This is a genomic window from Alpinimonas psychrophila (genome assembly GCF_014137865.1).
Taxonomy (GTDB): domain Bacteria; phylum Actinomycetota; class Actinomycetes; order Actinomycetales; family Microbacteriaceae; genus Alpinimonas; species Alpinimonas psychrophila.
In genome coordinates this window covers 65,519-90,844 of the sequence record NZ_JACGWU010000003.1, presented here as the reverse complement: position 1 = coordinate 90,844, position 25,326 = coordinate 65,519, and the positions used below count along the sequence as shown (strand labels likewise).

The window sequence follows — 25,326 nt, the reverse complement described above, 5'->3', positions numbered from 1 at the left end:
CTCAAGTATTGATAAGTTTATCGTTCACGATGATTCTGTGCACCGTCACAAAGTCCCACCATCAGGAGAACCACCAATGAGCAACGCCGATTCGATTATTGCCAAGCTACGAGCGGGCATCGTCGGATCTATTGTCAAGTTTGGCATCGTTGGACTGATCGGCTTCGTGATAGACGTCGGCATCTTCAACTTATTGCGTTACCTCGAGATCTCGGGCGCCCAACAAGAATGGTGGACCTCGGCGCTGGGCGCGAAAGTCGTCAGCACGTCGGTCGCCATTGTCTTCAACTGGCTGGGAAACCGCTTCTGGACCTTCCGCAAACACCGAACTTCCCCGGTGTTCCGCGAACTCGTTGAATTCGTTCTCGCTTCCGTGGCCGGCATGATTGTGGCCCTGGCCTGTCTGTGGATCAGCCACCACGTTCTTGGTCTGCGCGACATCATTTCCGACAATATCGCGGGCAACGTCATCGGCCTTGGCCTAGGCACGGCCTTGCGCTTTGTGCTCTACCGCTACTGGGTCTTTAACCCCAACCGCGGAAAGTCGTCGAAGAAATCCTTGGAGAGCGTCAACGCATGACTACCCTGATTCTCATTCCCACATACAACGAACTTGGAAACCTTCCCGTCATTGTCGGTAATGTTCGCCGCGCGGTTTCCAGCGCCGACATCCTGATTATCGACGACGGAAGCCCCGATGGGACCGGCCGTCTTGCCGATGAAATGGCCCTGACGGATAGCCAACTTCACGTCTTGCACCGCACCGTCAAGAACGGCCTGGGCGACGCCTACATCGCCGGTTTCACGTGGGGGCTCGACCACGGTTATGACATTCTGGTCGAGATGGATGCGGATGGATCGCACCCGGCTGAGTCCCTCGCCACCCTCATCGCGAGCGTCACCCCCGCGCCCAACAGCGCGCTTGCCAACACCCCGGGCTTGGCTATCGGCTCACGTTGGACCACGGGTGGCTCGGTCGTCAACTGGCCCCTGCATCGTTTGGTCTTGAGCCGCGGCGGAAACACCTACGCCCGCGCCATGCTGGGACTCACCGTCAAAGACGCCACGGCCGGTTATCGAGCCTTCCGTGCCGACGTGTTGCGCACCATCCACTTTGAAGACGTCAACTCGCACGGCTATTGCTTTCAAATCGACATGACCCTCCGCGTTTCGGATGCGGGATTCACCATCGTCGAGGTTCCCATTGAATTCCGCGAGCGCACCCTAGGCGAATCAAAGATGAGCCAGGCAATCGTGCTGGAAGCCATGTCGAAAGTAACGGTCTGGGGCATCCAACGCACCTGGCGCAAACTCTTGGGCAAAAGCGCGTTCGTTGCGGATTACACCCGCAGCGACAACGTCATCCGCTAAATTTCGTCGGTGTTCCAGCGCGCGTCGTCGCGCTGAAGCTGCATGCGCAGCGGAGCATTTTTCTCCACGAGATCGGTGAGTGCTGAGAGCACAAGGTTCGGCTTTGGCAAATCACGCAAGCGAATTTGTTTCTCCGCTCCCGTGTTGAGCAGCACGTCGCCTGAGCCAAAAATACCCTGAATCGCGGTACGCCGCACCGTCACGTCATGGATCCGAGCACACAAGATTTCTTGGCGCGTACGCACCAAAAAACCGTTGTAGACGATGACGCGACGGGTCGTGATGATGACCCGGCCACCCATCCACGTCACCAACGGCAGAATCCACAGCAGTAAAACCAGGGCGGCGGTGACGATCCAGAATGGCGTCATCATCCACGCCTCCGTCAAGAGCGAGGGGCCGTAACCGGCAACCCCGGCGAGCACGATGAGGGCGATTGACGGAAGCACCAAAACGCGGCCGTGACGACGGAGGCGAGCCACGACAGGTTCGGCTCGTTCCGGAGTCAGCGGAACAACGGCAATGGTGTCAGTCGGGTTGGGCATCCTCCATTAATACCCTGAGATGGGTCACGTCGCCGGCTGCCACCACGAGGGGCGGCGCATCTGTTCCGAGATCCACCCACAAACAGCCCTGTGAGTCGAGACCCGTTGCTGTTCCAATCGGACTTTGACCCGACGGAAGTTCCACGCGAACCGAACGCCCGATGGTGTCGCACGCCTTGACGACCTGGGCCCGGACTCCCGAGGATTCGACGTCTCCCTCGGCCGCGGCAAAGACTGCGGTGAGTCGCCTGAGCTCGGTGAGGTACGCCGCCAGCACGGAGTCGAGCAGATCACCCTGCTGTTCCGGGGTGACTCCCGCAAGCGTCAACGAGGTGGAGGTGGGCGTCGGGAGTTGATCAGCGGTGAGGGTGAGGTTGACGCCGGCACCGATGATGAGCGCCGGGCCCGTGGGCGTTATCACGAGTTCGGTGAGAATGCCGCTGACCTTTTTGTGGTTGACCAAGACGTCGTTGGGCCATTTGAGGGTGGCGGTGGCGGGCACCTCCAGAACGGACGCACACGCGCGCGTCATCGCCAATCCTGCGAGCAGCGAGTACCAGCCGAAGGCGGCCATCTCGAGCGGACGAGACGAAGGCGTTTGGGGGCGAAGGAGCACCGAGACGGCGAGCGACCCGCCGGCAGGCGCTATCCACGTCCGGTCCAGGCGCCCACGTCCGGCGGTCTGATTGTCGGTAGCCAGTACCGTAAAGTCCGGGGCCTCCACCGGGGATTCTTGGGTTGCCCGCTGACGCAACACCACATTTGTGGAGCCCACCGACGAGGTCCAGGTCATGGTTGGGCAAACGGCGGTACTCAACGGCACATGCATATGAACATTGTGGCGGTTATCGCCACAGTTTTTTTGTAGGTGTTCTCTAACCCTATTCGCTAGGGACCGGCAAGTAGAGTGAAAACGTGAGTGCCGAGATGAAAACTACAGACCAGTTCACTACCGCTGGAAAGCTTGCCGACCTCAAGGATCGTTACCACGAGGCGGTCATCGCCAGTGGTGAGGTCGCCAAAGAGAAGCAACACGCCAAGGGCAAGATGACGGCGCGTGAGCGCATCACCGAGCTACTGGACCCCGGATCCTTTGTGGAGCTGGACGAATTCGTGCGCCACCGCACCACGGCGTTCGGCATGGATGCCAAGCGCCCCTACGGCGATGCCGTCGTGACCGGGACCGGCACGATTCACGGTCGTCAGGTTGCCGTGTACTCGCAGGATTTCACCGTGTTCGGTGGGTCACTCGGCGAGGTTGCCGGTGAGAAGATCATCAAGGTCATGGACCTCGCCCTCAAAACGGGGGTCCCCATCTTCGGAATCCTCGATTCGGGCGGAGCGCGGATCCAAGAGGGTGTCGTTGCGCTCGGCAAGTACGGCGAGATTTTCCGCCGCAACACGGCGGCATCCGGTGTTATCCCCCAGATTTCCATCATCATGGGCCCTGCCGCCGGTGGCGCCGTCTACTCCCCCGCCTTGACCGACTTCGTGATCATGGTGGACAAAACCAGTCAAATGTTTGTGACCGGCCCCGACGTCATCAAGACCGTGACGGGTGAAGATGTCGGCATGGAGGAGCTCGGTGGCGCGCTCACGCACAACAGCATCTCTGGTGTCTCGCATTACTTGGCGTCGGATGAGAGTGACGCACTGGACTACGCCCGCACCCTCGTGAGCTTTTTGCCCGATAACAACATGGCCGAGCTGCCCGTCTACGAGAGCAACGTCGAACTGGAAATCACCGAGGCCGACCGCAAGATCAACACACTGATTCCTGATTCCACGAACCAGCCCTATGACGTGCACGAAGTCATTCGCCACGTGGTCGACAATCAAGACTTCCTCGAAGTCCAGCCGCTTTTTGCGCCCAACATCGTGATTGGCTTCGCCCGGGTCGAGGGCCGCTCGGTGGGCATCGTGGCCAACCAACCCAGCCAGATGGCCGGCACCTTGAACATTGAGGCGGGTGAGAAGGCCAGCCGTTTCGTTCGGTTCTGCGATGCCTTCTCGATTCCGATTCTTACCCTGGTGGATGTTCCTGGATTCCTTCCGGGCACCGATCAGGAATGGACCGGCGTCATTCGCCGAGGCGCCAAGCTGCTCTACGCATACGCCGAAGCAACCGTGCCTCTCGTCACCGTCATCACTCGCAAGGCCTACGGCGGCGCCTACATCGTCATGGGCTCGAAGCAACTCGGTGCCGACATCAACCTTGCGTGGCCTACGGCCGAGATCGCCGTCATGGGCGGCCAAGGCGCCGTCAACATTTTGTACCGCAACGAAATAAAGCAGGCTGAAGGTGCCGGCGAAGACGTTGCCGCCGTGCGCACGAAACTCGCAAACGAGTACACCTACAACGTGGCCAGCCCGTTCTTGGCAGCCGAGCGCGGCGAGCTGGATGGCGTGATTGAGCCCGCCGCCACCCGCGTGGCTGTCATCAAGGCGTTGCGATCGTTGCGCGGCAAACGCGCGTCGTTGCCGCCCAAGAAGCACGGAAACATTCCGCTCTAATGAGTGCGATTAGGTTCATCACCCAGGGGGCCAGCCCTGAAGAGCAAGCTGCGGTCGAAGCCGTTTTGGACGCCCAAATTGACGAAGAGTCTGCTCTGGAGCACGCCGTGAGCGGCGTTGGCCCCTCGCGCTGGTCACGCAGCCAACGTGCCATTCGCGGTGACATTCGTGGCACCCGCACCTTTGGGTGGGATTACAACCACTAACCCGCCGGGATGAAGCGGGCAATGGCCTCAACGTGGTGCGTGTTGGGGAACAGGTCGAACGCACGCAGGTTCGCCATTTTGTAGCCGAGGCGCGCGAGGGACTCAACATCGCGGGCCAGAGCCACGGGGTCACAGGCAACATAGATGATTTGGGCGGGACGCATCTGAGCGAGGCCCTCAATAACATCCCGGCCGGCGCCGGCGCGAGGAGGATCGAGCACTACCGTGGCTTGCTCAAAGTAGACCTTCTCATCGGCGGTGGCGTTGTCGACCAGGTCGCGCATGAAGTCATCAACGCGAGCAGAAATGGCGTACGCACCGGCCCACTCTGCGAGGTTCTCGGCGGCGTAGGCGACAGCCATGTCATCCGATTCCACAACAGTCATTCCCGTCGAGGAACCAAAGCGGTCGCCGATGGCAGCGGCGAACAGTCCGACGCCGCCATAGAGATCGAGGTTGGCGGCGTGGGGCTCGAAGAGCTCCTCATCAATCATGGCGGTGACGGCCGTCGAAAGCGTCGTGGCAGCTTGCCGGTGAACCTGCCAGAAGCCGCGGGCGTCAACGGCGAACTCGCGATTGCCGACGATTTCGCGCAGCGGGTCACGCGCGGGACGAACTTTGACACGACCTGCCTCGCGCGAGGTCACGATCATGCGGGGTTCTTCGCCGCTGGGATCGATGAGGTCGACATATTCCATGTCGGGCATGAAGCCGCCGAGCGGCGCCAACTGAGCCAACGTATCGGTGGCCAGTGGAAGATCACGAACGGGAATTACCCGGTGGCTGCGAGCGGCATAGGGGCCGACGGTGCCGCCCTCATCCACATGCAAGCGAACGCGCGTGCGCCAGTTGGTGCCCTTCGATTCCTCATCGCCCGGCAGTGCCTCAACCGTGACCTCTTGGGTGAGGTGCGCCATGCGGGAGAGCGAATCGGTAAGAACAAACTCTTTCAGCTCACGCTGACGAGCGAGCGTGATATGGCCGAACTCGGCTCCCCCGGCGCGGTCGCGGGGGTCGAGATCGACGCTGGCTGCCGCCCAAATGTGGGGTTGGCGGTGAGGTGATGCCTTGAGCACCTCAACAGTGTCGGCGCGCCAGAACGACTTCTGGGTCGCATCCGTAATGCGGGCACGCACGGTCTCACCGGGGATCGTGTCGGCAACAAAAATGACACGGCCCTCATGCCGCGAAACGCCCACGCCGCCATGGGCAACGTTGGTAATCTCGAGTTCGTACTCGGATCCGATGAATTCGGAACCGCGGTCATTGGGTGAAATGCGTGAGGCCATCCTCTAAGAATCTCATACTTGAGGTGCGCCCCATCCACCACCCGCCCAAACTTTCCCATCGGAGCACAATGCGCCTGTACCTGGCTTCCACCTCTCCCGCTCGCCTGGCAACCCTGCGGGCCGCGGGCATTGAGCCGATTGTCGTCCCTAGCGAGGTGGATGAGGATGAGGTCGTGCGTTTAGCCGAATCACTGACCGGACCGCTGTCCCCCAGCGAAATGGTGGAACTGCTCGCCAAGGCAAAGGCCGAAGCCGTGCTCGCGACCCTGGTGGATGGAGCACCCCTCGATGGACTGGTGCTCGGAGGCGACTCCGCGTTCGTGCTTGATGACACCATCTATGGCAAACCACACACCCCCGAGGTTGCGCGCGAGCGCTGGCACCTGCAGCGCGGACGCACGGGGCACCTTTTCTCCGGGCACTGGCTGATTGACTACCGGGGAGGGCAAGTGAACTCGGCCGTGGGCGAAGTTGCCGTGGCTGCCGTTACCTTTGCCAACGACATTTCGGATGCCGAACTCGACGCGTACATTGCCAGCGGTGAACCCCTCAAGGTCGCCGGAGCCTTCACCATCGATAGCCTCGGAGCTCCCTTCATCGAGCGCATCGAGGGCGACCCCTCAACGGTTGTCGGCGTCTCGGTGCCCACGGTGCGCCGCCTGGCCGGACGCCTCGACGTGTTCTGGCCGGATCTCTGGAACCGCAACTAGTTCGTTCTTCAGGCCGAACGGCTCGTGCCTACCGGAAGCATCTGAGCCGCGGGGCTTGTAGGCATCCGCTACGACTCGAATGATTTTTTGTTCGCGGGAGACAACGCCGACGGGGGTGCTCTGGATAGGCTGAGACCTATGTCGCGCATCAAAAAGGTCCTCATTGCCAATCGTGGCGAAATTGCCGTTCGTGTTATTCGGGCCGCGAAAGATAGTGGCATTGCCTCGGTTGCCGTCTACGCCGATCAGGACCGGGATGCCTTGCATTCCAAGCTGGCCGATGAGGCGTACGCCCTCGGTGGCACCACCAGCGCCGAAACCTATTTGGTCATCGACAAGATTTTGGCCATAGCTCGCCGCTCCGGCGCCGACGCGATTCACCCCGGCTACGGATTTTTGGCCGAGAACGCTGACTTTGCGCGCGCCGTCATCGATGCCGGCATGATTTGGATTGGGCCCTCCCCCGAAGCCATCGAGCAGTTGGGCGACAAGGTTTCGGCCCGCCACATCGCTGAGCGCGTGGGGGCGCCCCTGGCCCCCGGAACGCTCAACCCCGTTTCGGGTGCGCAGGAAGTGCTCGACTTCGTCGACATCCACGGCCTGCCGGTTGCCATCAAAGCTGCGTTCGGTGGCGGTGGTCGCGGTCTCAAGGTGGCCCGCACCCGTGACGAGATACCCGAAATGTTTGACTCCGCCACGCGCGAGGCCGTTGCCGCTTTTGGTCGCGGTGAGTGCTTCGTGGAGAAGTACCTCGATGAGCCTCGCCACGTAGAGACGCAGTGCCTCGCAGATGCGTTCGGCAACGTCGTCGTCGTCTCCACCCGCGACTGCTCGCTTCAGCGTCGCCACCAGAAGCTGGTCGAAGAGGCCCCTGCCCCTTTCTTGACCGAGGCTCAAAACACCGAGCTATACCGCGCATCCAAGGCCATTTTGCGGGAGGTTGGCTACGTGGGTGCCGGCACCTGCGAGTTCTTGATCGGCAAGGATGGCACCGTCTCCTTCCTGGAGGTCAACACGCGGCTGCAGGTTGAGCACCCTGTGTCCGAAGAGATCACCGGAATTGACCTCGTGCGCGAGCAGTTCCGCTTGGCCGAGGGTGGGGTGCTCGACTATGGCGACCCCGTGCCCACTGGTCACTCCTTCGAATTCCGTATCAATGGCGAGGATGCTGGCCGCAACTTTATGCCTGCCCCCGGCCCCGTTCACGTGTTCCGGCCCGCGAGCGGCCCCGGCGTGCGCGTCGACACCGGTGTTCAATCCGGCGATATCATTTCGGGCTCGTTCGACTCTCTGTTGGCCAAGCTCATCGTCACCGGCGCCACGCGCCAGGATGCGCTTCAACGGGCCCGCCGTGCCCTCGACGAGTTCGAGGTTGCTGGCCTCCCCACCGTGCTGCCCTTCCATCGCGCGATCGTGCGCGACCCGGCCTTTGCGCCTGAGGGCGACAAACCATTCACGATTTACACGCGGTGGATTGAGACCGAATTCGACAACCAGATTGAGGCGTGGAGCGGCGAAGCCGAAGAGACTCCGTCGCTGGCCAAACGGCAGCACGTGGTCGTCGAAGTTGACGGTCGCCGCATCGAGGTTTCGCTTCCCGCCAAGCTCTTGCGAGCCACGTCCGATGACCTCGCAACGATGGGGCCCCCGCCTCAGCGCAAGACGAGCGCCAACGTTGCGGGCTCCGCAATGGGCACTGTCGTCAAGGCGCCCATGCAAGCCACCGTGGTCAAAGTCGCGGTCACCGAGGGCCAGACGGTCGTCAAGGGCGACCTGATCCTCGTGTTGGAAGCCATGAAGATGGAGCAGCCCGTTGCCGCGCACCGTGATGGCGTCATCAGCAACATCAACGCTGTCGTGGGCCAGACCGTCTCGAACGGTCACGTACTGCTCAACATCGACGGGAAATAGTCGCTGCTGTACGGATCTGACTCCGCGTCAGACTTCCAGCCTTCAGCACTCGACACCTGCCCGGCTTGTCCAACCCTGCCTGCCCTACCTTGCTCAGCCACGCGGACTGCGGCCAGTACGGCCGGCTTTGTGACGCCCTTCCAACGTTTGTCGCTATAGAGATGTTCGTAACTCCTGATAATTTTTTCCGCGCCCGGCAACTTCGCCGCAGTTAGGCGCCTCCCATTCTCGAAACCGAAGAATCTCAGTAGTTACGCACACTTTGGGTGCGGCAAAGAATACTCCGGGGGTTCCCCAGGGGTCCGACAAGGGGTTCCTGCACAGGGTCCCAAGGATCCGCCGCGGGGTTTTCCCAATAGGCCAGCATACGAATCGGAGGAGATCCCAGCGACTCCGCTCCGAAACACCCGCAGATTCAACCCTCTCGTCATCGTTTCGGAAGGATCTCCTCCAATCCGTAGACGCAGCCCATAACCATGCCGAGGCCTTGCGAAACATAACGCCTCGCGTTATGTTTAAGTGATGATTCGCTCCTTTGGCAACGCCGAGACCGAGAGACTTTGGGGGAGAATGCTCGTTAAAGGCATCGATCCGATAATTGTTCGACCAGCATTGCGGAAGCTCGTCATGATTCACGCGGCCATGATTCTTGACGATTTACGAATCCCACCGGGAAACCGGCTGGAGCAATTGAAGGGGAACCGCCAGGGCCAGCACAGTATTCGAATCAACGACCAATGGCGAGTCTGTTTCACTTGGTCTGCTGGCGGAGCGGACACAGTCGAAATTGGCGATTACCACTAATCACCACCCGTGCCAGAACTTCCGAGAGGGAAGAGCAATTATGAATACACAGTCGCCGATTCACCCGGGAGAAATCCTCCTCGAGGAGTTCATCGACCCCTTCGGGCTCAACCAACATGCGGTCGCTCGCCTCATCGGAGTGCCCCCTCGCCGCATCAACGAGATTGTTCACGGCAAGAGACGCATAACAGCCGACACTGCCTTGCGCCTTGCCCGCCTCTTCGAAACGTCGGAGGAGTTCTGGATTAATCTCCAGTCGCACTACGACCTCGAGGTCGAGAAAAATCGGCTCGGCGAAAGCCTCGATTTCATTGAGCCGCGCAAGCGCGCCTAGGCTCCGGCCCCAGCCGCTACTTACGTTTGACGATGTGCATCGAGCGCGCGGCGTCGACGATGCTGCCCGAAATTGACGGGTAGATCGCGAACGAGCGGGCAACGTCATCGACCGTGAGACGGTGTTCGACGGCGAGCGCCACCGAGAGAATGAGTTCCGATGCGCGCGGGGCCACAATGACGCCACCAATAACGGTTCCGGATGTTGTCGTACAAATGAGCTTGACGAATCCGTCACGAATTCCCTGCATTTTTGCACGCGGGTTCGCGGTCAAAGGGAGCTTGTAGACGGTGCCACGAATGGTGCCGGCCTCAATGTCCGCTTGGCTCCAGCCGACGGTCGCAATCTCCGGCTGAGTAAACACGTTGGAGGCAACCATGCGCTCGTCAAAAGGTTCGACGGCGTCACCGAGGGCATGAAAGACAGCCGTGCGGCCCTGCATGATGGCAACGGATGCTAACGGCATCACCGAGCTGCAATCGCCCACACCGTAAATATTGGGCACACTCGTGCGGGCGACACGGTTCACATGAACGCGGCCGTCATCATCCATTTCGACACCGGCTTCTTCAAGCCCCAGATCGGCAGTGTTGGGAACCGAACCCACCGCGATGAGGGCATGACTACCCTCAATGGTCGAGCCATCGGCCAGCGTGACGAGCACCCCCTTTTCGGTGCGGGTGACGGATTCGGCGCGGGCCTTGGATTTCAAGCGCATACCACGACGGAGAAAAACATCTTCGAGAACCGCGGCTGCGTCAGCGTCGGAACCCGGCAGGACCTGATCGCGGCTGGAAACCAACGTCACCTCGGAGCCCAAAGCGCGGTAGGCGCTGGCGAACTCGGCACCGGTCACGCCGGAACCCACGACGATCATGTGCTTGGGAATGGCGGTCAGGGTGTAGAGCTGCGTCCACGTGAGAATGCGTTCGCCATCGGGCATGGCCGAGGGAAGGGTGCGGGGACTCGCGCCGACCGAAATGATAATGGTGTCGGCCTCGAGGCGATCGAAGTCGGTTCCGCCTTTGTCGGTGGAGACTACGACTGTGTGGGTGCCTTCAAGGCGCCCGTGTCCGGAGATAACCTTGACGCCGGCCGCGGTGAGTGTTTGGCCCATGTCTCGCGAGGTGTCCTGAGCAAGGCCAAGAAGTCGCTTGTTCACGACAGAAAGATTGACGGCAACTTCTGGCTTCTGCGGCTTGCCGTCGCCGCCGCGCACGAAGTACTGAACGCCCAGTTCCGCGGAACGCCCGAGTGTTGTTGTGAACTCAGCTGTCGCAATGAGGGTCTTTGACGGAACCACGTCGGTCAGCACAGCCGAGCCACCAATGCCGGAGCGTTCGATGAGAGTGACGTCGGCACCGAGCTGAGCGGCGGCCAGTGCTGCCTCGTAGCCTCCAGGGCCTCCACCAATGACGACAATGCGCTGGGTACGTTCAAAATCGAAAGGCATACTCTCATTCTCCCGCCCCGGGCAGGTCCTCACCAAACTGCGCAAAAGAGCGCTCCCCTGCTCACACGCTCGTAGCAATAGGGTTAGTTCATGTCTGACTACGTGAACCCTCTGGATGATCCTTCCGCCGACCCGTTCGAGGTCGCGAAACTCGCTGCCGCCCAGCTAGCGGAGAAGACGGGCGTGGCCAAGCATGACATCGCCTTGACGCTCGGAAGCGGCTGGGCCAAGGCCGCGGATCTCATTGGTGAGACCACCGCCGTCATCGACGCCACCGAGATTGCGGGCTTTAGCGCCTCCGCCGTGGTGGGCCACGCGAGCACGTTGCGATCAATCCTGTTACCCAACGGAAAGCACGCTCTGGTCATTGGCGCCCGCACCCATTTCTACGAGGGTCACGGCGTTCGGCGAGTCGCTCACAGTGTTCGTACCGCGGCGGCGGCGGGAGCATCCGTGATGGTATTGACCAACGGCGCCGGTGGCATCAAGGAGACGTGGAAGCCCGGAACCCCGGTGTTGATCAGTGACCATCTCAACTTGACGGCGGCCTCTCCGCTCGAGGGCGCGACCTTTATCGACCTGACCGACCTGTACTCCCAGCGCCTACGCGACATTGCGCATACGGTTGACTCCACCCTCGATGAGGGTGTCTACACACAGTTCCGCGGCCCCCATTATGAGACACCCGCGGAGGTGCAGATGGCCCGCATCATGGGCGGCCACATCGTGGGAATGTCCACGGCCCTCGAGGCGATTGCTGCCCGCCAAGCCGGCATGGAGGTGCTGGGGATGTCGCTCATCACAAACCTCGCCGCCGGCATTCAGAAGACACCCCTGTCGCACACCGAGGTGCTCGAGGCTGGGCGTAACGCCGAAGCGGTCATCAGCGACCTGCTTGCCCGAATCGTGGTGAAACTGTGATGACGGATGCCGACATTGCCCTCTCGGCCGAGGCTTGGCTGGCGCAAGATCCGGATGCCGAAACCCGTGCCGAGCTGACACTGTTACTCGCTGAGGCTGCCGGCGGTAATGACACCGTCACGGCCGACGAGGGTGTTTCTCGCAAAATTGCTGCTCGCGAATCTCTGCGGGACCGTCTCTCGACGCGCCTCGCGTTTGGCACGGCCGGGCTCCGCGGCGAGATAGCCGCCGGCCCCAACCGCATGAACCGAGTAGTGGTCAGCCAGGCCGCCGCCGGCCTCGCTGCGTACCTTCTCGAGCACCGTGCCGCGAGTTCCTCCGGTGCCGAGGATCGCGCGCCCAGCGTCGTCATCGGCTATGACGGCCGCAAGAACTCCGCCATCTTCGCCCGCGACACCGCCGAGATTATGGCCGGGGTCGGCATCCGTGCCATCCTGTTTCCCCGCATGCTGCCCACGCCACTCGTGGCATTCGCTGTGCGCGAGCTGAAGGCCAGTGCCGGTGTCATGGTCACGGCCAGTCACAATCCTCCCGCCGATAACGGCTACAAGGTGTACCTCGGAGACCTCAACCACGGCTCGCAGATTGTGTCCCCCGACGATGCTGACATCTCGGATCACATCGACAGCGTTGCCCGCGACCTGAGTGTGTTGGAACTCCCCCGCGGCGAGTTTGAGCTGGCCGAAGAATCCGTTATAGACGCCTACATCGCCCTCACCTCTTCTCTCGTGGCCGCCCCCGATACGCAGCTAAAAGTCGTCTACACGGCCATGCATGGCGTCGGGTGGGAGACGTTCGCGAGCACGCTGGGCGCCGCTGGTTTCGATGAGCCTGTCATTGTCGCGGCCCAGATTAAGCCTGACCCCGACTTTCCCACGGTGGCTTTCCCCAACCCTGAGGAGCCCGGCGCTCTCGACCTCTCCTATGCCACGGCACGCGAAGCCAATGCCGATCTCATCATTGCCAATGACCCGGATGCTGACCGCCTGGCCGTCGCCATCCCCGATGCCTCCCGTGAAGAGGGGTATCGCCGCCTGACCGGTAATGAAGTCGGTTCCCTCCTTGGTTGGTGGGCCGCCGATCGTGCTACCCGCGAAGGCAAGACCACTGGCGCTTTGGCCTGCTCCATTGTGTCCAGCCCCGCTTTGGCCGCCGTTGCTGCCGACTACAAACTCGACTTCGCCTGGACTCTCACGGGCTTCAAATGGGTCTCTCGAGCGCCCGGGCTCCTCTTTGGCTTCGAGGAGGCTCTCGGCTACCTCGTGAACCCCGAGACGGTGCGCGACAAGGACGGCATCTCCGCCGGCCTCGCGTTTCTATCCCTTGCAAGCGACCTTGCCCTCGCAGGCAAGACCATCGCCGATCACCTCGACGCGTTCAGCCTGCGCTTCGGTCACTTCGCCAGCGACCAGGTCTCGCTTCGCGTCACCGACATCAGCCGCATCTCTGACATCATGAGCTCGTTGCGCGCGACGCCGCCCACCAATTTTGGCGGCATCGCGGTCACCTCGATCGACGACCTCTCCGCCGGCTTCGACGGCCTCGCTCCCGCCGACGTTCTGCGTCTGTGGCTCGCCGATGGCTCGCGCGTCATGATTCGGCCGAGCGGCACCGAGCCCAAGCTCAAGATCTACCTCGACACCCACTGTGCCGAGGGCACACTGGCCGAACGCCAGGCCGTCGCCCAGACCTCGCTCGCTGCCCTGCGGGCTGGGGCCGAGGAGCTCGTCGCGTAGGCTTCACGCGTGACCCCGCGAACGCCCCCCAAGAGTCTCACGAGTACACCCCTCGCCGGGATTCTTTTTGGCACCCTCGGGGTGGTGGCTTTCTCTTTCACACTACCCATGACCTCGCTGGCCCTCACAAGTTTCCCGAGCCTCTTCCTCGGCGCGGGCCGGGCTGTCGTCGCGGCCGCCATTGCTATTGCTGTGTTGGCTCTCACCCGCACGAAACTACCTGGTGGTCGCCAATGGCTACGCCTGGCTGTTGTCGCCCTCGGCGTGGTGGTGGGATTCCCTTTCCTCACATCCTTTGCCCTGCTATTCGTTCCGTCATCGCACGGCGCTGTCATGATTGGCCTTTTACCGGCGGCTACCGCCGTGGCCGCGGTGATTCGCGGTCGCGAACGGCCGTCCCGCACTTTTTGGATTGCCTCACTGAGCGGTGCCGCGGCCGTTGCTGTCTTCTCCGTACTGACCAGCGAAGCGCACACTGGTCCTTCGCTCGGTGACCTACTCTTGGTAGGCGCAGTCATCCTGGCATCGATCGGCTACTCAGAGGGTGGCCTCCTGGCGCGGGAAATTGGCTCGTGGCAGACCATCAGTTGGGCCCTTGTTGTTGCGCTACCCGCCATGATTCCCGTCGCTCTGATCAGCCTGGCTGCGATCAGTGCTTACGTAACACCGCAGGCCTGGCTGGGGTTCGCCTATATCGCCCTCATCAGCATGTACCTAGGATTCTTTGCCTGGTACCGGGGTTTGGCAATCGGCCCCATGGCACGTATCAGTCAAATCCAACTTATTCAGCCTGTGCTCACAATTGTGTGGGCTGCGCTTATCTTTGGTGAAGTGATTTCACCCGTTGTCTGGATTGCTGCTGCCGCGGTTTTCATTCTCGCTGGCACGGCAGTGAGGGCTCGCGTGAAGAGTCTCGCAGCCGCCTAGCCGCAGAGACTAGCGGCGCGCAGCCGCCACAGCGGCTACGAAGCCGTCCGAGATGAGCTCGGCGAGCTCGTCACGTTCCTCAGAAGGAAGGAAAGCCGAAGCGGCAGCGTTCTGCTGGAACGTCTCAAGGTCGGCAAGGTCGTAGGAAAAAGCATCCGCTACCAGCCATAGTTCGCGCGTGAGCGTCGTGTCACTCTGCAGACGGTTGTCGGTGTTGACCGTGACGGTGAATCCCAGCTGGTACAGAAGGTCGAAGGGGTGATCAGTGATGTCATCGCCCCATTGCGCGATGGCGCCAGTCTGCAGGTTCGAGGTGGGGCTGGTCTCCAGCGTGATGCCGCGATCCTTGACCCAGTGGGCAAGCATTCCCATCGTGACATAGGTGGCATCTCCGTCCTTGCCATTAACATCGATGTCTTCCGCCAAGCGCACGCCATGACCAAGGCGCAAGGCACGGCCGTCGTATAACGCGCTCTCAATACTGCCGAGGCCGTCAGCTTCCCCCGCGTGAATCGTCACGGGGAAGTACTCGTGCGCCAAGAAGTCGAATGCCGCGGCGTGGTTTGAGGCGGGGAAACCGAGCTCGGCCCCAGCGATATCGAAGCCGACGACACCATTGGTGCGGTGGCGCACGGCAAGTTGGGCGATCTCAAGACTGCGGTCGGCATGACGCATGGCGGTCACGAGCTGACCAATCCGGATGCTGTACCCCAGCTCCTCTGCCTCGTCAATCCCCTCTTCGATCCCCACCTGAACGGCTTCAACAGCCTCGTCCAGCGTGAGCCCCTGCGTGAGGTGCTGCTCGGGCGCCCAGCGAAGTTCGCCGTAAATCACACCGTCGACAGCAAGGTCGACCACACTTTCGCGGGCAACGCGGGTCAAATTTTCCGCGGTCTGCATGACGGCACACGTGAGGTCGAACGTCTTCAAGTACTCCACGAGCGAGCCGGAGTTCGAGGACTCGGCGAACCAACGTCTCAAAGACTCTTCATCGGTTGCGGGAACCGCGATACCAGCCTCGGCGGCGAGCTCCAGAATGGTCTCGGGGCGCAGGCTGCCGTCGAGGTGATCGTGGAGCGAAATCTTCGGCAACACCGTGACGTCGACGCCATCAACGTAAAAGTCGTTTTCGAAAGACATTAGGGATCCTTTTTTTGAAGTTCGGAGCTCGCGCAACGCTCGTGACGTTACGCGATAAAGATGAACGTTTTCTGTCGGTTAGTTAGCCGTTATGCGCTCGGCGACCAGCGGTCCACGAGCAACGTAGTCTTTGGCGTCGCCAATAACGTAGGAGCCCTCAAGCGCTTCGAGAGCGCGGGCGAAGCGGGCCGGCTCGTCGGCGCTCAGGGTGAACAGCGGCTCACCCTTGCGAACGACGTCACCGGGCTTGGCGTGCAGGTCGATTCCGGCAGCGTGCTGCACGGGATCCTGCTTGCGCGCGCGGCCCGCCCCGAGGCGCCAGGCAGCGATGCCGAAGGGAAGGGCGAGCTGGTCGAGCAGTACACCGTCACGTTCGGCGAGCACGACGTGGGTTTCGCGAGCAACGGGCAGTGCCGCATCCGGATCTCCACCCTGAGCCGCGATCGTCTGGCGCCAGGAATCCATGGCCTTACCGTTATGAAGGTTCGCGGCGACATCCACATCGGGCATGCCTGCCATCGCCAACATTTCGCGCGCCAAGGCCACCGTGAGCTCGATGACATCGGCGGGGCCACCACCGGCCAGAACTTCCACCGATTCGCGCACCTCGTTTGCGTTCCCGATGGCCAAGCCAAGGGGAACGTTCATGTCGGTGAGCAGGGCAGTCGTGTTGACACCGGCATCTGTTCCGAGAGCCACCATGGTGCGGGCAAGCTCACGCGAGCGCTCGATGTCCTTCAAGAAGGCACCGGAGCCAAACTTCACGTCGAGCACGAGGGACTCGGTGCCCTCAGCGATCTTCTTGCTCATGATGCTGGAGGCAATAAGGGGAATGGCCTCGACCGTTCCGGTGATGTCACGAAGGGAGTACAGCTTGCCGTCGGCCGGAGCCAGCCCCGAACCGGCGGCGCAGATGACGCCGCTGTAGTCCTTGAGCTGCTGCAGCATCTCCGCGTTGGTGAGGTTCGCGCGCCATCCAGGAATGGACTCGAGCTTGTCTAGCGTGCCACCCGTGTGGCCCAAGCCGCGGCCAGACAGCTGAGGCACGGCCACGCCGAAGGACGCCACCAAGGGCATGAGCGGCAGGGTGATCTTGTCGCCCACTCCGCCGGTGCTGTGTTTGTCGGCGGTGGGTTTTCCCAGCCCCGGGTAGCTCATGCGCTCGCCCGAAGCGATCATGGCCATCGTCATGTCTTTGATCTCTCTACGGCTCATGCCGTTCAAGAAGATCGCCATCGTCATGGCGGCCATCTGCTCGTCGGCGATGTAGCCGCGCGTGTAAGCCTCAATCATCCAGTTGATCTGCGGGGTCGAGAGTTCGCCCTTGTCGCGCTTGATCGTGATGAGCTGAACGGCGTCGAACGGTTCGATTGTCATGCGGTTACTGCGCTACTTTCGTTGAATTCTGGTTATGGAGCGGATGGTGCAGAGGATGCCGTTGCGCTGTACGCATCAAGTACCCGGGGCCCGAAGGCATCCGGCAAGACTTCTTCAATGGTGCGAAACCCTGAGACGGTCTCCAGCACCATGCCGGGAGCCGAGTGCTCGAACAGAAGCTGACGACAGCGGCCGCACGGCATCAACACGTTGTCATTTCCGTCGACACACGTGAAGGCCACCAGGGTGCCGCCCCCGGTGGCATGGAGCGAGGAAACGAGACCGCACTCGGCACACAGCGTGAGGCCGTACGAAGCGTTCTCGACATTGCAGCCGGAGATGATGCGACCGTCGCTCGTGAGCGCGGCAACACCCACGGGAAACTTCGAGTAGGGAACATAGGCGCCGGCCCTGGCCGCCACAGCGGCCGCCTTGAGGGCAACCCAATCGATATCGTTCGTCATGGCGGGCTCCTAACCCTTGATATAGGGCTTGCCGGAGGCGGCCGGCCCTCGGACCTTGCCCACGAATCCGGCGACCGCAATGATCGTGACGACATAGGGCAACATGAGCATGAACTCACTGGGTACGGGCGAGCCGATGATGGCGAGCACGCTTTGCAGGTTGGTCGCGAAACCAAAGAGCAGGGCCGCCAGCAGTGCCCGGATGGGGTCCCAGCGTCCAAAGATAACGGCAGCGAGGGCGATAAAACCGGCGCCCGCGGTCATGTCTTTTTGGAAGGAACCCACCGAACCGAGGGTGAAGTATGCGCCACCAATTCCGGCAATCGCTCCCGCGAGGGAGACGTTCCAGAAGCGTGTCATGTAGACGTTGATGCCAACAGTGTCGGCAGCCTGAGGATGCTCTCCCACCGATCGCAAGCGCAGACCCCACTTGGTCTTCACCAGGGCATAGGCCACAACGGCAACGATGATGTACATCAAGTACACGATCAGCGTCTGGCGAAAGAGAACCGGGCCCACAATGGGGATCTGGCTCAAAAGAGGGATCTCAATGCGGTCAAAGCGCGGAGGTGAATTCAAGAGTGACGAGTTTTCAGTCAGGATGCTGGAGTAGAAGAAGCTCGTGAGCCCGAGTACAAGCACGTTGAGCACTACACCGACGATGACTTGGTCAACCAGGTATTTGATCGAGAATGTCGCCAACACGAAGGAGACGAGCATTCCCGCCGCCATGGCCGCGATCAGCCCCAAATAAGCGTTTCCGGTCACGGAGGCCACGACAGCCGACACGAAGGCGCCTGCCAAGAGCTGCCCCTCGATCGCGATGTTGACGACCCCGACGCGCTCGGAGATGATGCCGCCCATGGCGCCAAAGATCAGTGGAATGCTCAGACCGACAGCACCTAGGAGAAGCCCGGGAACGAGAATTGACTCGCCAGCGCCGGCCCACGTGAGGAAACCCACCATGAACAAAACACCGTAAACCGTTACGACCCAAATCGGAGTTGGACGCTTAACCACACTTAGCCAGAAGCTGTAGGCCGTGATGAGAATGAGCGCAAGGCTGATCACGATCCCCGTTAGCTGAGTCGGCAAATCGACGGAGGCCAGCTGAATGACGTCTGTATCGGTCGAGAGACGGAAGTTACTCACAGCATCGCGCCCGAGGATCCAGAACAGGACTACACCGAGAGCGGCGAATACTGCGAACGAAATCGGGGCCTTCCAGCTGCGGATGGCTTCTTTTTCTCTCACAATGACCTGCGACGGCGAGTTGGCGCCGGACGCCGCGGAGGACGCGTTATTGGAATTGGTTGTCGTGACACTCATCGGGCCACCGCCTTCAGCTTGGGCTTCCGTAACGAAACCGGTTTATGCTCCCCCAAGGGAGTGGGAAGTCTAAAGAGGGCGCGAACCAGAGGAGGCGCCGCAATGAAAAGCACGATGAGCGACTGAACAACGAGCACGATGTCAATCGGAATACCCTCGGCCGCCTGCATTGCAAAACCGCCGGCCTTGAACGCACCGAACAGGAGCCCCGCAAAGAAAACGCCCCAGGGACGAGCGCGGCCGAGCAACGCCACGGTGATGGCGTCAAAACCAATTCCCGCATCGATGCCTGAGCTAAAGCCCGAGGGCACCGTTCCCAGCACTTGAATGATGCCAGCCATACCGACGAGCCCGCCGGAGAGGAGCATGGCGTAGATGTACATGCGGTCCACCCGGATGCCGGCAACGCGCGCAGCATTGGGGTTCTCCCCCACCGCACGGAACTGGAATCCCAAGCTCGAGCGCGACAGAATCCACCACACCAGAACGGTGAGGGCGATCACGATAATCAAACCGAAATTGAGATTGTAGGTCGTACCCAAGAGATCCGGCAAGATGGCGTTGGGGTTGATCGGAGCCGTCTTGGGGTTGTTGGATCCCGGTGCCTGCAGGAGGCCGGGCGTGCGCAACATGTACGAGACGAGGTAGAACGCCACGTAGTTGAGCATGATCGTCACAATGACTTCATGGGCACCAGTTCGTGCTTTCAAGAGACCCACGATGCCGCCCCAGAGAGCGCCTCCAGCGAGACCCGCAGCGATGGCCACCACAAGGTGCAGCACAGGAGGCAGGTCAAACGCAAAGCCGACATAGCCGGCACATGCCGCAGCGATGAGCATCTGGCCGCGGCCACCGATGTTGAACAGTCCCACTCGGAACGCTAACGCGACACCGAGGCCAGCGACGATGAGGGGCGCCGCAAAGTTTAGGGTTTCGGTGAAGGGTCGAATCCCCGAAGCGAAGTCAGGGCGGCGGAAATTGTAGATCGCCCCCTGGAATAGCGAGGAATAGGCGCCGGATGCCGAGTCCCACATCGAACCGAGGGTGTCCAACGGTCGGGCAAAGAAGTAGCCTGACGCCGTGGCGACCTTCGGGTCAACCAGCACGATCAGGATGGCGCCCACGACGAGAGCGAGTACCACCGAGAGAATCGAGATGATGATGCTTCCGCTCAAGATTTCGTTGAGAGCAACGTTCCACCGTGAGGGTGGCGCTGGTTTTGTTTCGGCAACCTCTGCCGTTAATTTGTTGTCGCTCATGCCACTACCTCCGCTGGAACTTCGCCGGCCATCATGAGACCCAAAACCTGTCGTGGGGTATCGCCGGGCACGATGCCGACGATGCTGCCCCGATACATCACTGCGATCCGGTCCGCCAGAGCCGTCACCTCATCAAGCTCAGTGGAGACCACAATGACGGGAACCCCGGCATCTCGAGTGGCCACAATGCGCTTGTGCACAAACTCGATGGAACCCACGTCGATACCCCGCGTCGGCTGAGCCGCCAAGAAGAACTTCAGCTCACGGCTGAGCTCTCGCGCCAAGACGACTTTCTGTTGATTCCCACCCGAGAGTTCGCTCGCTTTCGAGAGAATTCCCTGCGATCGAATATCGAATTCCTTCGACGTTATCGTGGCAAACTCCGCCAGGTGCTTGAGCTGCAAGCTGCCTGCCTTAACGAAGGGGGCACCGTTCGCCCGGTCGAGCATGAGGTTCTCGGCAATCGTGAATTCCCCGACGAGCCCGTCGTGCGAGCGATCCTCGGGAACATACCCAACACCCTCATCCAAAATGTGACGGACGCTGCGTCCGCGAAGTGACTCACCGTTCAGCTCAATGACCCCCTGAGTGTGCGGCTCGAGCCCCATGATGGCCTCCGCCAGCTCGGTCTGGCCGTTACCTTGAACCCCCGCAATGCACAGGATTTCACCGATGTGAACCTCAAAACTTACGTTGTTGACGACGCGGTTTCCGTGAGCGTCCAGGACAGTGAGGTTTTGCACCACGAAGGATGCGGCCCCCGGCTTGGCCGGCGCCTTGTGCACGGTGAGTTCAACTTCGCGCCCCACCATCATCGTGGCGAGTTCCTCGTTGGTGGCCGCGGGATCAGCTTCCCCGACAACAGCCCCCAGCCGGATAACCGTAATCTTGTCGGCAACTTCGCGAACTTCACGCAGCTTGTGCGTAATGAAAACGATGGCTGTTCCGGCTTCCCGGAGTTGGCGCATAATCGCCATGAGCTCGTCGGTCTCCTGAGGTGTCAAAACTGCCGTGGGTTCATCAAAAATAAGAACTTGGGCATCCAGGGAGAGGGCTTTGATGATTTCGACGCGTTGCTGAATGCCGACGGGAAGGTCGCCCACGAGTGCATCAGGATCAACATCGAAACCAAAGCGTGCACTAATGGTTCGCACCTTGTCACGAGCGGCGGCCAGGTTAAGGCGACCACCGAAAGTGGTGCTCTCGTGGCCGAGCATGACGTTCTCGGCCACGGTGAAAACAGGGATCAGCATGAAGTGCTGATGCACCATTCCGATGCCGGCGAGCATGGCATCGCCAGGGCCAGAGAAATACTGCACGACATCGTCGAGCAAGATCTGTCCCTCATCGGCCTGATACAGGCCATAGAGAACGTTCATCAGCGTGGACTTACCGGCACCGTTCTCTCCGAGAAGGGCATGAATTTCTCCGGGTTGAACGACAAGATCAATGTGATCATTGGCGGTCAGCGTGCCGAATCTTTTGGTAATACCGCGAAGTTCGAGCTTCATGGGTCTCAATCTACTTTGAGTGTGACGTGGCGCAAAGAACGAATTGCTCACCTGAGCATAGGGGCCTAAAAAGGAAGCAGGGAGGCTAGCCATATGGCCAACCTCCCCGTTTCACCGGTGGTGCGTTATTACTTGGGCGAAGAAGGCGACACCACGGGAATCGTGCCCGCAATGATTCCGGCCTTGATGACGTCCAGCTCAGCCTGAAGACCAGACTTCACCTTGGCGGAGAAGTCGTGGAACGGTGCTAGGCCGACACCGTCATTGGCAAGGGTGCCAACGAAGGGTGTGTTGTCGAAGGTGCCAGCAGCGGCAGCGTTTGTGACGTCAGAAACACCAACACCAACCTGCTTCAGAACCGAGGTCAAGAACAGCGACGAGATGTCAGGAGCGGTGAGGAACGCGTCTGCGTCGACACCAATCATGACGATGGGCTTTGCCGAGTCCTTGATTGCTTCAGCAGCGCTCAAGAAGATGGGGCCACCCACGGGGAAGATGACATCAGCGTTCTGATCAATCAGGCCCTGAGCTGCGGTCTTGGCTTCCACACCGGCAGCGAAGCCGCCCGTGAAGGAACCGGTCTGTGCAGCAACGTCCCAGCCGACAACCTTGACGCTGGCGCTCTTCTGGGCGTTGTAGTAAGCAACACCGTCAACGAAGCCATCCATGAAGATGGTGACGGGAGGAATCTGCATTCCACCGAACGTACCGACGACACCGGTGGTGCTGTAGCTCGCTGCTACGTAGCCCGCAAGGAATGCGGCCTGAGCAGTGTCAAAAACGATGGGCTTCACGTTGGGTGCAACGATCGAGCTGTCATCGATGATGGCGAAGTTGATAGTGGGGTTTGCGAGAGCGGATGCCTTGGTGGCGTCAGCCAGCAAGAAACCAACCGTGGTGATCAGGTTGCAGCCCTGGTCGACGAGGCTCTGGATATTGGGGGCAAAGTCGGTCTCGGCAGCGGACTGGGTCGTGATGGGCGTGACGCCCAGCTTGGCGGCGGCGGCTTTCAGGCCCTCGAAACCGGACTGGTTGAACGACTTGTCATCGAATCCACCAGCGTCGGAAACCATACATGGGATGAAGTTAGATGCTCCGGCCGATGCGGTGTTTGCTGCTGGCGCGCTAGCGCAACCAGCGAGAAGGGCGATGGCCCCCAACGATGCCAGACCGGCAAAAGCGGCCTTGCGGGTAATAGTACTCAAAATTACCTCCAGAAATTGATCCCCGCGCAAGAGTGCTTGGAGTGTTGACAACACGTTACCGAATGCAACGAATCACAATGACGTTTCGAACGAATCGCTACGGAATGGTTACACAAAGTGCCGTTATGGCGCTCATCTGAGCATGGATTCGTTCACATGCAGTTAGAGGACGTCGTCCCGGCCGGCGAGCCGCAAGGCATCGACGACACTCTTGACTTTTTGAGCGTTGGCGATGGTCGTCACCAGGAGGGCGTCCGGGGTATCGACAATGACAATGTCCTTAACGCCAATGACCGCAATTGTGCGGCCGCCTTCAGAAACCACGATGCCGCTGGAGGCATCGGCCAGCACGCGTGCGTCCGCTCCCAGGATGGCGAGGTCGTTCTTGTAGCCGGTCGAATGCAGCTTGGCGATTGAGGCGAAATCCCCCACGTCATCCCAGTCAAACTCTCCGGGAATGACGACGAGCTTTCCGGCCGCGGCGGCGGGTTCGGCAACTGAGTAATCGATCGCAATCTTCACAAGGCGTGGCCAGACTTTATCGACGACCACCCCTCGGCGCGGAGTATCCCAGGCATCCGCCAGCTCATTGATCCCGGCGAGAAGTTCCGGTTGCGTCTTACCAAGAGCCTCGAGGAGTACGGATGCCTTCGAGATGAACATGCCCGCGTTCCACATGTAATCCCCGCTGGTGACGTAGGACTCCGCCGTCGCCAAGTCAGGCTTTTCGACAAAAGACTGAACAATATGGGCCGTGGGAGCGCCGTCGATCGCGACCGGCTGGGGAGCGCAAATGTAACCAAAGCCGACGGCCGGTTCGGTGGGCCGGATGCCAATGGTGGCGATGTAACCGGCACGCGCCGCCGCAACAGCTTCCGTCACCGACTGGCGGAAGAATCGAGCACCTTTAATGACGTGGTCGGCCGCGAAGGAGCCGATGACCACACCGGGTTCGCGGCGTTCCAAAATGGCGGCGGCGAGGCCAATAGCGGCAGAAGACTCACGGGGCTCGCTCTCGAGGACAACATTGGCATCCGCGAGAAGGGGAAGCTGCTCTTCTACGGCGGCGCGGTGAGCGCGACCGGTGACAACCATGACCCGTTGCTCCCCGGCAAGTGGCGCCATGCGATCCCAGGTATCCCTCAAAAGGGAGGACCCCGAACCTGTTAGATCGTGCAGGAATTTGGGGGCATCCGCGCGGGAGAGGGGCCAGAGTCGCGAACCGATTCCGCCGGCCGGAATTACCACGTAAAAGCCATCAATGGGGTCGCTCTGCAATGCCATATTGCAACACTATCGGGCACGCAAGCCCACATCGCCTCACTGTGCGCCATTCGATTAGTCGTAAACTCATCCCTAGTTCCTGTGCTCGCGTGCGACTTGATCGTTTCGTGTGCTCACTTCACAACCAAGGAGGGTTGTACGTGTCAGTTGCTCCGGCACCACGTTCAGCAAAAAAGAAATCAGCCCGTCCGGGCGGTACCTTGTACCGCGGCAACACCGGAATGTGGTCATGGGTTCTGCACCGCATCACGGGTGTGGCCATCTTCTTTTTCTTGCTCGTCCACATTCTCGACACAGCGCTGATTCGCGTTAGCCCCGAGGCCTACAACGCCGTCATCGGCACCTATAAGAACCCCATCATGGGCTTGGGTGAAGTTGGCCTTGTTGGTGCGATTATCTTCCATGCTCTCAATGGGTTGCGCATCATCCTGATTGACTTCTGGGGCAAAGGCGTTAAATACCAACGCCTGATGTTCTGGATTGTTGTGGGCGTCTGGGTTGTCCTCATGGCCGGCTTCGTACCCCGCCATCTCATCAATGTCTTCAGCGAGGTGGGTAACTAATGTCAACCATTGAAGCTCCTCGCAGCTCCCCCACTCCCGCTCGCCGTTCCGGTGTCAATTGGGAAAAATGGGGCTGGATTTACATGCGCGCCTCGGGCGTCGTGCTCGTTGTCCTCATCTTCGGTCACCTCTTTATCAACCTCATGGTGGGCGATGGTGTCAAGGCGATCGACTTTGCGTTCGTCGCCGGCAAGTATGCGACACCCTTCTGGCAGGTCTGGGACCTCCTCATGTTGTGGCTCGCACTGATTCACGGCGCCAACGGAATGCGCACCCTGGTGAACGACTACGCGAGCTCGCCTCGTCTGGGCGGAGTTCTTAAGGGCGCTATCTTCGCCTCGGCAGCGATCTTGATCATTTTGGGAACCCTCGTGATCTTCACATTTGACCCGTGTCCCGCCGTGCCAGCAGATCAGTTCTCGTTGCTGCCCTCGTTCTGCCCTCCGCAGTAACGCACTTTGCTAACTTTTCTC

25 protein-coding genes are annotated in these 25,326 nt (G+C 60.7%); 13 read left to right on the top strand and 12 right to left on the bottom strand.

The window, feature by feature from the left end; translation table 11 throughout:
• The first annotated feature begins 76 nt into the window (after nucleotides 1-76).
• Nucleotides 77-580: a GtrA family protein gene (locus tag FB555_RS06255; RefSeq protein WP_182484623.1), complete on the top strand. Its 504-nt coding sequence runs from the start codon at nucleotides 77-79 to the stop codon at nucleotides 578-580.
• Nucleotides 577-1,371, top strand: a complete 795-nt coding sequence (locus tag FB555_RS06250) for a polyprenol monophosphomannose synthase (RefSeq protein WP_182484622.1) — start codon at nucleotides 577-579, stop codon at nucleotides 1,369-1,371. The genes FB555_RS06255 and FB555_RS06250 overlap by 4 nt, the downstream gene beginning before the upstream one ends.
• Here the strand turns inward: FB555_RS06250 and FB555_RS06245 are convergent.
• Together FB555_RS06245 and FB555_RS06240 are read right to left on the bottom strand one after the other, a co-directional pair.
• On the bottom strand, nucleotides 1,368-1,916 hold the full coding sequence (locus tag FB555_RS06245) for a PH domain-containing protein (RefSeq protein WP_182484621.1): 549 nt from the start codon (nucleotides 1,914-1,916) through the stop codon (nucleotides 1,368-1,370). The two genes, FB555_RS06250 and FB555_RS06245, sit on opposite strands and share 4 nt — an antisense overlap.
• Nucleotides 1,900-2,739 carry a biotin--[acetyl-CoA-carboxylase] ligase gene (locus FB555_RS06240; RefSeq protein ID WP_343046422.1) on the bottom strand — a complete coding sequence of 280 codons (840 nt, stop codon included), beginning with the start codon at nucleotides 2,737-2,739 and terminating at the stop codon, nucleotides 1,900-1,902. Before FB555_RS06240 ends, FB555_RS06245 begins: the two co-directional genes overlap by 17 nt.
• A gap of 104 nt (nucleotides 2,740-2,843) precedes the next feature.
• Between FB555_RS06240 and FB555_RS06235 the strand changes: the two genes are divergently transcribed.
• Nucleotides 2,844-4,430 carry an acyl-CoA carboxylase subunit beta gene (locus tag FB555_RS06235; RefSeq protein WP_182484619.1) on the top strand — a complete coding sequence of 529 codons (1,587 nt, stop codon included), beginning with the start codon at nucleotides 2,844-2,846 and terminating at the stop codon, nucleotides 4,428-4,430.
• The gene (locus tag FB555_RS06230; protein ID WP_182484618.1) at nucleotides 4,430-4,636 is read left to right on the top strand and encodes a hypothetical protein; all 207 of its coding nucleotides are present in this window, start codon (nucleotides 4,430-4,432) and stop codon (nucleotides 4,634-4,636) included. The genes FB555_RS06235 and FB555_RS06230 overlap by 1 nt, the downstream gene beginning before the upstream one ends.
• Here the strand turns inward: FB555_RS06230 and FB555_RS06225 are convergent.
• Nucleotides 4,633-5,925 carry a class I SAM-dependent RNA methyltransferase gene (locus FB555_RS06225; protein WP_182484617.1) on the bottom strand — a complete coding sequence of 431 codons (1,293 nt, stop codon included), beginning with the start codon at nucleotides 5,923-5,925 and terminating at the stop codon, nucleotides 4,633-4,635. The genes FB555_RS06230 and FB555_RS06225 overlap by 4 nt on opposite strands.
• Nucleotides 5,926-5,993: 68 nt before the next feature.
• Between FB555_RS06225 and FB555_RS06220 the strand changes: the two genes are divergently transcribed.
• The 4 genes from FB555_RS06220 (at nucleotide 5,994) to FB555_RS06205 (ending at nucleotide 9,684) form a co-directional block, all read left to right on the top strand.
• Nucleotides 5,994-6,635, top strand: coding sequence for a Maf family protein (locus tag FB555_RS06220; RefSeq protein ID WP_182484616.1), 642 nt, complete (start codon nucleotides 5,994-5,996; stop codon nucleotides 6,633-6,635).
• Between the two features lie 138 nt (nucleotides 6,636-6,773).
• Complete coding sequence (locus FB555_RS06215) at nucleotides 6,774-8,546, top strand: acetyl/propionyl/methylcrotonyl-CoA carboxylase subunit alpha (protein WP_182484615.1); 1,773 nt, start codon at nucleotides 6,774-6,776, stop codon at nucleotides 8,544-8,546.
• A gap of 522 nt (nucleotides 8,547-9,068) precedes the next feature.
• Nucleotides 9,069-9,350, top strand: a complete 282-nt coding sequence (locus FB555_RS06210; protein WP_182484614.1) for a type II toxin-antitoxin system RelE/ParE family toxin — start codon at nucleotides 9,069-9,071, stop codon at nucleotides 9,348-9,350.
• Nucleotides 9,351-9,390: 40 nt separating this feature from the next.
• On the top strand, nucleotides 9,391-9,684 hold the full coding sequence (locus FB555_RS06205) for a HigA family addiction module antitoxin (RefSeq protein ID WP_182484613.1): 294 nt from the start codon (nucleotides 9,391-9,393) through the stop codon (nucleotides 9,682-9,684).
• 16 nt (nucleotides 9,685-9,700) lie between these two features.
• On the opposite strand, the gene FB555_RS06200 is transcribed toward FB555_RS06205, so the two are convergent.
• Complete coding sequence (locus FB555_RS06200; RefSeq protein ID WP_182484612.1) at nucleotides 9,701-11,137, bottom strand: NAD(P)H-quinone dehydrogenase; 1,437 nt, start codon at nucleotides 11,135-11,137, stop codon at nucleotides 9,701-9,703.
• A gap of 90 nt (nucleotides 11,138-11,227) precedes the next feature.
• Here FB555_RS06200 and FB555_RS06195 point away from each other — a divergent pair, with 90 nt between their 5' ends.
• From FB555_RS06195 to FB555_RS06185, 3 genes are read left to right on the top strand one after another with little or no spacing between them, the layout of a single operon-like run.
• Nucleotides 11,228-12,058 (top strand): purine-nucleoside phosphorylase, encoded by an 831-nt coding sequence (locus FB555_RS06195; RefSeq protein WP_182484611.1) that lies wholly within the window; start codon nucleotides 11,228-11,230, stop codon nucleotides 12,056-12,058.
• Entirely contained in the window at nucleotides 12,058-13,794 is a 1,737-nt protein-coding gene (locus FB555_RS06190) for a phospho-sugar mutase (RefSeq protein WP_182484610.1), read from the top strand. The genes FB555_RS06195 and FB555_RS06190 overlap by 1 nt, the downstream gene beginning before the upstream one ends.
• Before the next feature lie 9 nt (nucleotides 13,795-13,803).
• Nucleotides 13,804-14,721, top strand: a complete 918-nt coding sequence (locus FB555_RS06185) for a DMT family transporter (RefSeq protein WP_343046421.1) — start codon at nucleotides 13,804-13,806, stop codon at nucleotides 14,719-14,721.
• Between the two features lie 9 nt (nucleotides 14,722-14,730).
• On the opposite strand, the gene FB555_RS06180 is transcribed toward FB555_RS06185, so the two are convergent.
• The 8 genes from FB555_RS06180 to FB555_RS06145 form a co-directional block, all read right to left on the bottom strand.
• Nucleotides 14,731-15,861, bottom strand: a complete 1,131-nt coding sequence (locus FB555_RS06180) for an adenosine deaminase (protein WP_182484609.1) — start codon at nucleotides 15,859-15,861, stop codon at nucleotides 14,731-14,733.
• A gap of 78 nt (nucleotides 15,862-15,939) precedes the next feature.
• Nucleotides 15,940-17,238, bottom strand: coding sequence for a thymidine phosphorylase (locus FB555_RS06175; RefSeq protein WP_182484608.1), 1,299 nt, complete (start codon nucleotides 17,236-17,238; stop codon nucleotides 15,940-15,942).
• A gap of 32 nt (nucleotides 17,239-17,270) precedes the next feature.
• Entirely contained in the window at nucleotides 17,271-17,702 is a 432-nt protein-coding gene (locus FB555_RS06170) for a cytidine deaminase (RefSeq protein WP_182484607.1), read from the bottom strand.
• A 9-nt stretch (nucleotides 17,703-17,711) separates the two neighbouring features.
• Nucleotides 17,712-19,031, bottom strand: a complete 1,320-nt coding sequence (locus tag FB555_RS06165) for an ABC transporter permease (protein ID WP_182484606.1) — start codon at nucleotides 19,029-19,031, stop codon at nucleotides 17,712-17,714.
• A complete protein-coding gene (locus tag FB555_RS06160; RefSeq protein ID WP_182484605.1) occupies nucleotides 19,028-20,290 on the bottom strand; it encodes an ABC transporter permease in 1,263 nt (420 codons plus the stop codon). The genes FB555_RS06165 and FB555_RS06160 overlap by 4 nt, the downstream gene beginning before the upstream one ends.
• Complete coding sequence (locus FB555_RS06155) at nucleotides 20,287-21,801, bottom strand: ABC transporter ATP-binding protein (RefSeq protein ID WP_182484604.1); 1,515 nt, start codon at nucleotides 21,799-21,801, stop codon at nucleotides 20,287-20,289. The genes FB555_RS06160 and FB555_RS06155 overlap by 4 nt, the downstream gene beginning before the upstream one ends.
• A 128-nt stretch (nucleotides 21,802-21,929) precedes the next feature.
• On the bottom strand, nucleotides 21,930-23,006 hold the full coding sequence (locus FB555_RS06150; RefSeq protein WP_182484603.1) for a BMP family lipoprotein: 1,077 nt from the start codon (nucleotides 23,004-23,006) through the stop codon (nucleotides 21,930-21,932).
• 162 nt (nucleotides 23,007-23,168) lie between these two features.
• Nucleotides 23,169-24,290, bottom strand: coding sequence for a mannose-1-phosphate guanylyltransferase (locus FB555_RS06145; protein ID WP_182484602.1), 1,122 nt, complete (start codon nucleotides 24,288-24,290; stop codon nucleotides 23,169-23,171).
• A gap of 140 nt (nucleotides 24,291-24,430) precedes the next feature.
• On the opposite strand from FB555_RS06145, the gene sdhC reads away from it, so the two are divergent.
• Both sdhC and FB555_RS06135 read left to right on the top strand, forming a co-directional pair.
• Complete coding sequence (gene sdhC / locus FB555_RS06140) at nucleotides 24,431-24,853, top strand: succinate dehydrogenase, cytochrome b556 subunit (protein ID WP_343046420.1); 423 nt, start codon at nucleotides 24,431-24,433, stop codon at nucleotides 24,851-24,853.
• Nucleotides 24,853-25,305 (top strand): succinate dehydrogenase hydrophobic membrane anchor subunit, encoded by a 453-nt coding sequence (locus FB555_RS06135; RefSeq protein WP_182484600.1) that lies wholly within the window; start codon nucleotides 24,853-24,855, stop codon nucleotides 25,303-25,305. The genes sdhC and FB555_RS06135 overlap by 1 nt, the downstream gene beginning before the upstream one ends.
• Nucleotides 25,306-25,326 lie beyond the last annotated feature (21 nt).

Excerpts from the sequence above, each read along its gene's own strand:
- FB555_RS06165 (WP_182484606.1), bottom strand. The coding sequence starts at position 19,031 with ATGAGTGTCACGACAACCAATTCCAATAACGCGTCCTCCGCGGCGTCC.
- FB555_RS06225 (WP_182484617.1), bottom strand. The coding sequence starts at position 5,925 with ATGGCCTCACGCATTTCACCCAATGACCGCGGTTCCGAATTCATCGGA.
- FB555_RS06145 (WP_182484602.1), bottom strand. The coding sequence starts at position 24,290 with ATGGCATTGCAGAGCGACCCCATTGATGGCTTTTACGTGGTAATTCCG.
- FB555_RS06160 (WP_182484605.1), bottom strand. The coding sequence starts at position 20,290 with ATGAGCGACAACAAATTAACGGCAGAGGTTGCCGAAACAAAACCAGCG.
- FB555_RS06170 (WP_182484607.1), bottom strand. The coding sequence starts at position 17,702 with ATGACGAACGATATCGATTGGGTTGCCCTCAAGGCGGCCGCTGTGGCG.
- FB555_RS06200 (WP_182484612.1), bottom strand. The coding sequence starts at position 11,137 with ATGCCTTTCGATTTTGAACGTACCCAGCGCATTGTCGTCATTGGTGGA.
- FB555_RS06250 (WP_182484622.1), top strand. The coding sequence starts at position 577 with ATGACTACCCTGATTCTCATTCCCACATACAACGAACTTGGAAACCTT.
- FB555_RS06190 (WP_182484610.1), top strand. The coding sequence starts at position 12,058 with ATGACGGATGCCGACATTGCCCTCTCGGCCGAGGCTTGGCTGGCGCAA.
- FB555_RS06215 (WP_182484615.1), top strand. The coding sequence starts at position 6,774 with ATGTCGCGCATCAAAAAGGTCCTCATTGCCAATCGTGGCGAAATTGCC.
- FB555_RS06235 (WP_182484619.1), top strand. The coding sequence starts at position 2,844 with ATGAAAACTACAGACCAGTTCACTACCGCTGGAAAGCTTGCCGACCTC.
- FB555_RS06210 (WP_182484614.1), top strand. The coding sequence starts at position 9,069 with ATGATTCGCTCCTTTGGCAACGCCGAGACCGAGAGACTTTGGGGGAGA.
- FB555_RS06205 (WP_182484613.1), top strand. The coding sequence starts at position 9,391 with ATGAATACACAGTCGCCGATTCACCCGGGAGAAATCCTCCTCGAGGAG.
- FB555_RS06135 (WP_182484600.1), top strand. The coding sequence starts at position 24,853 with ATGTCAACCATTGAAGCTCCTCGCAGCTCCCCCACTCCCGCTCGCCGT.
- FB555_RS06255 (WP_182484623.1), top strand. The coding sequence starts at position 77 with ATGAGCAACGCCGATTCGATTATTGCCAAGCTACGAGCGGGCATCGTC.
- FB555_RS06230 (WP_182484618.1), top strand. The coding sequence starts at position 4,430 with ATGAGTGCGATTAGGTTCATCACCCAGGGGGCCAGCCCTGAAGAGCAA.
- FB555_RS06245 (WP_182484621.1), bottom strand. The coding sequence starts at position 1,916 with ATGCCCAACCCGACTGACACCATTGCCGTTGTTCCGCTGACTCCGGAA.
- FB555_RS06155 (WP_182484604.1), bottom strand. The coding sequence starts at position 21,801 with ATGAAGCTCGAACTTCGCGGTATTACCAAAAGATTCGGCACGCTGACC.
- FB555_RS06180 (WP_182484609.1), bottom strand. The coding sequence starts at position 15,861 with ATGTCTTTCGAAAACGACTTTTACGTTGATGGCGTCGACGTCACGGTG.
- FB555_RS06175 (WP_182484608.1), bottom strand. The coding sequence starts at position 17,238 with ATGACAATCGAACCGTTCGACGCCGTTCAGCTCATCACGATCAAGCGC.
- FB555_RS06220 (WP_182484616.1), top strand. The coding sequence starts at position 5,994 with ATGCGCCTGTACCTGGCTTCCACCTCTCCCGCTCGCCTGGCAACCCTG.
- FB555_RS06195 (WP_182484611.1), top strand. The coding sequence starts at position 11,228 with ATGTCTGACTACGTGAACCCTCTGGATGATCCTTCCGCCGACCCGTTC.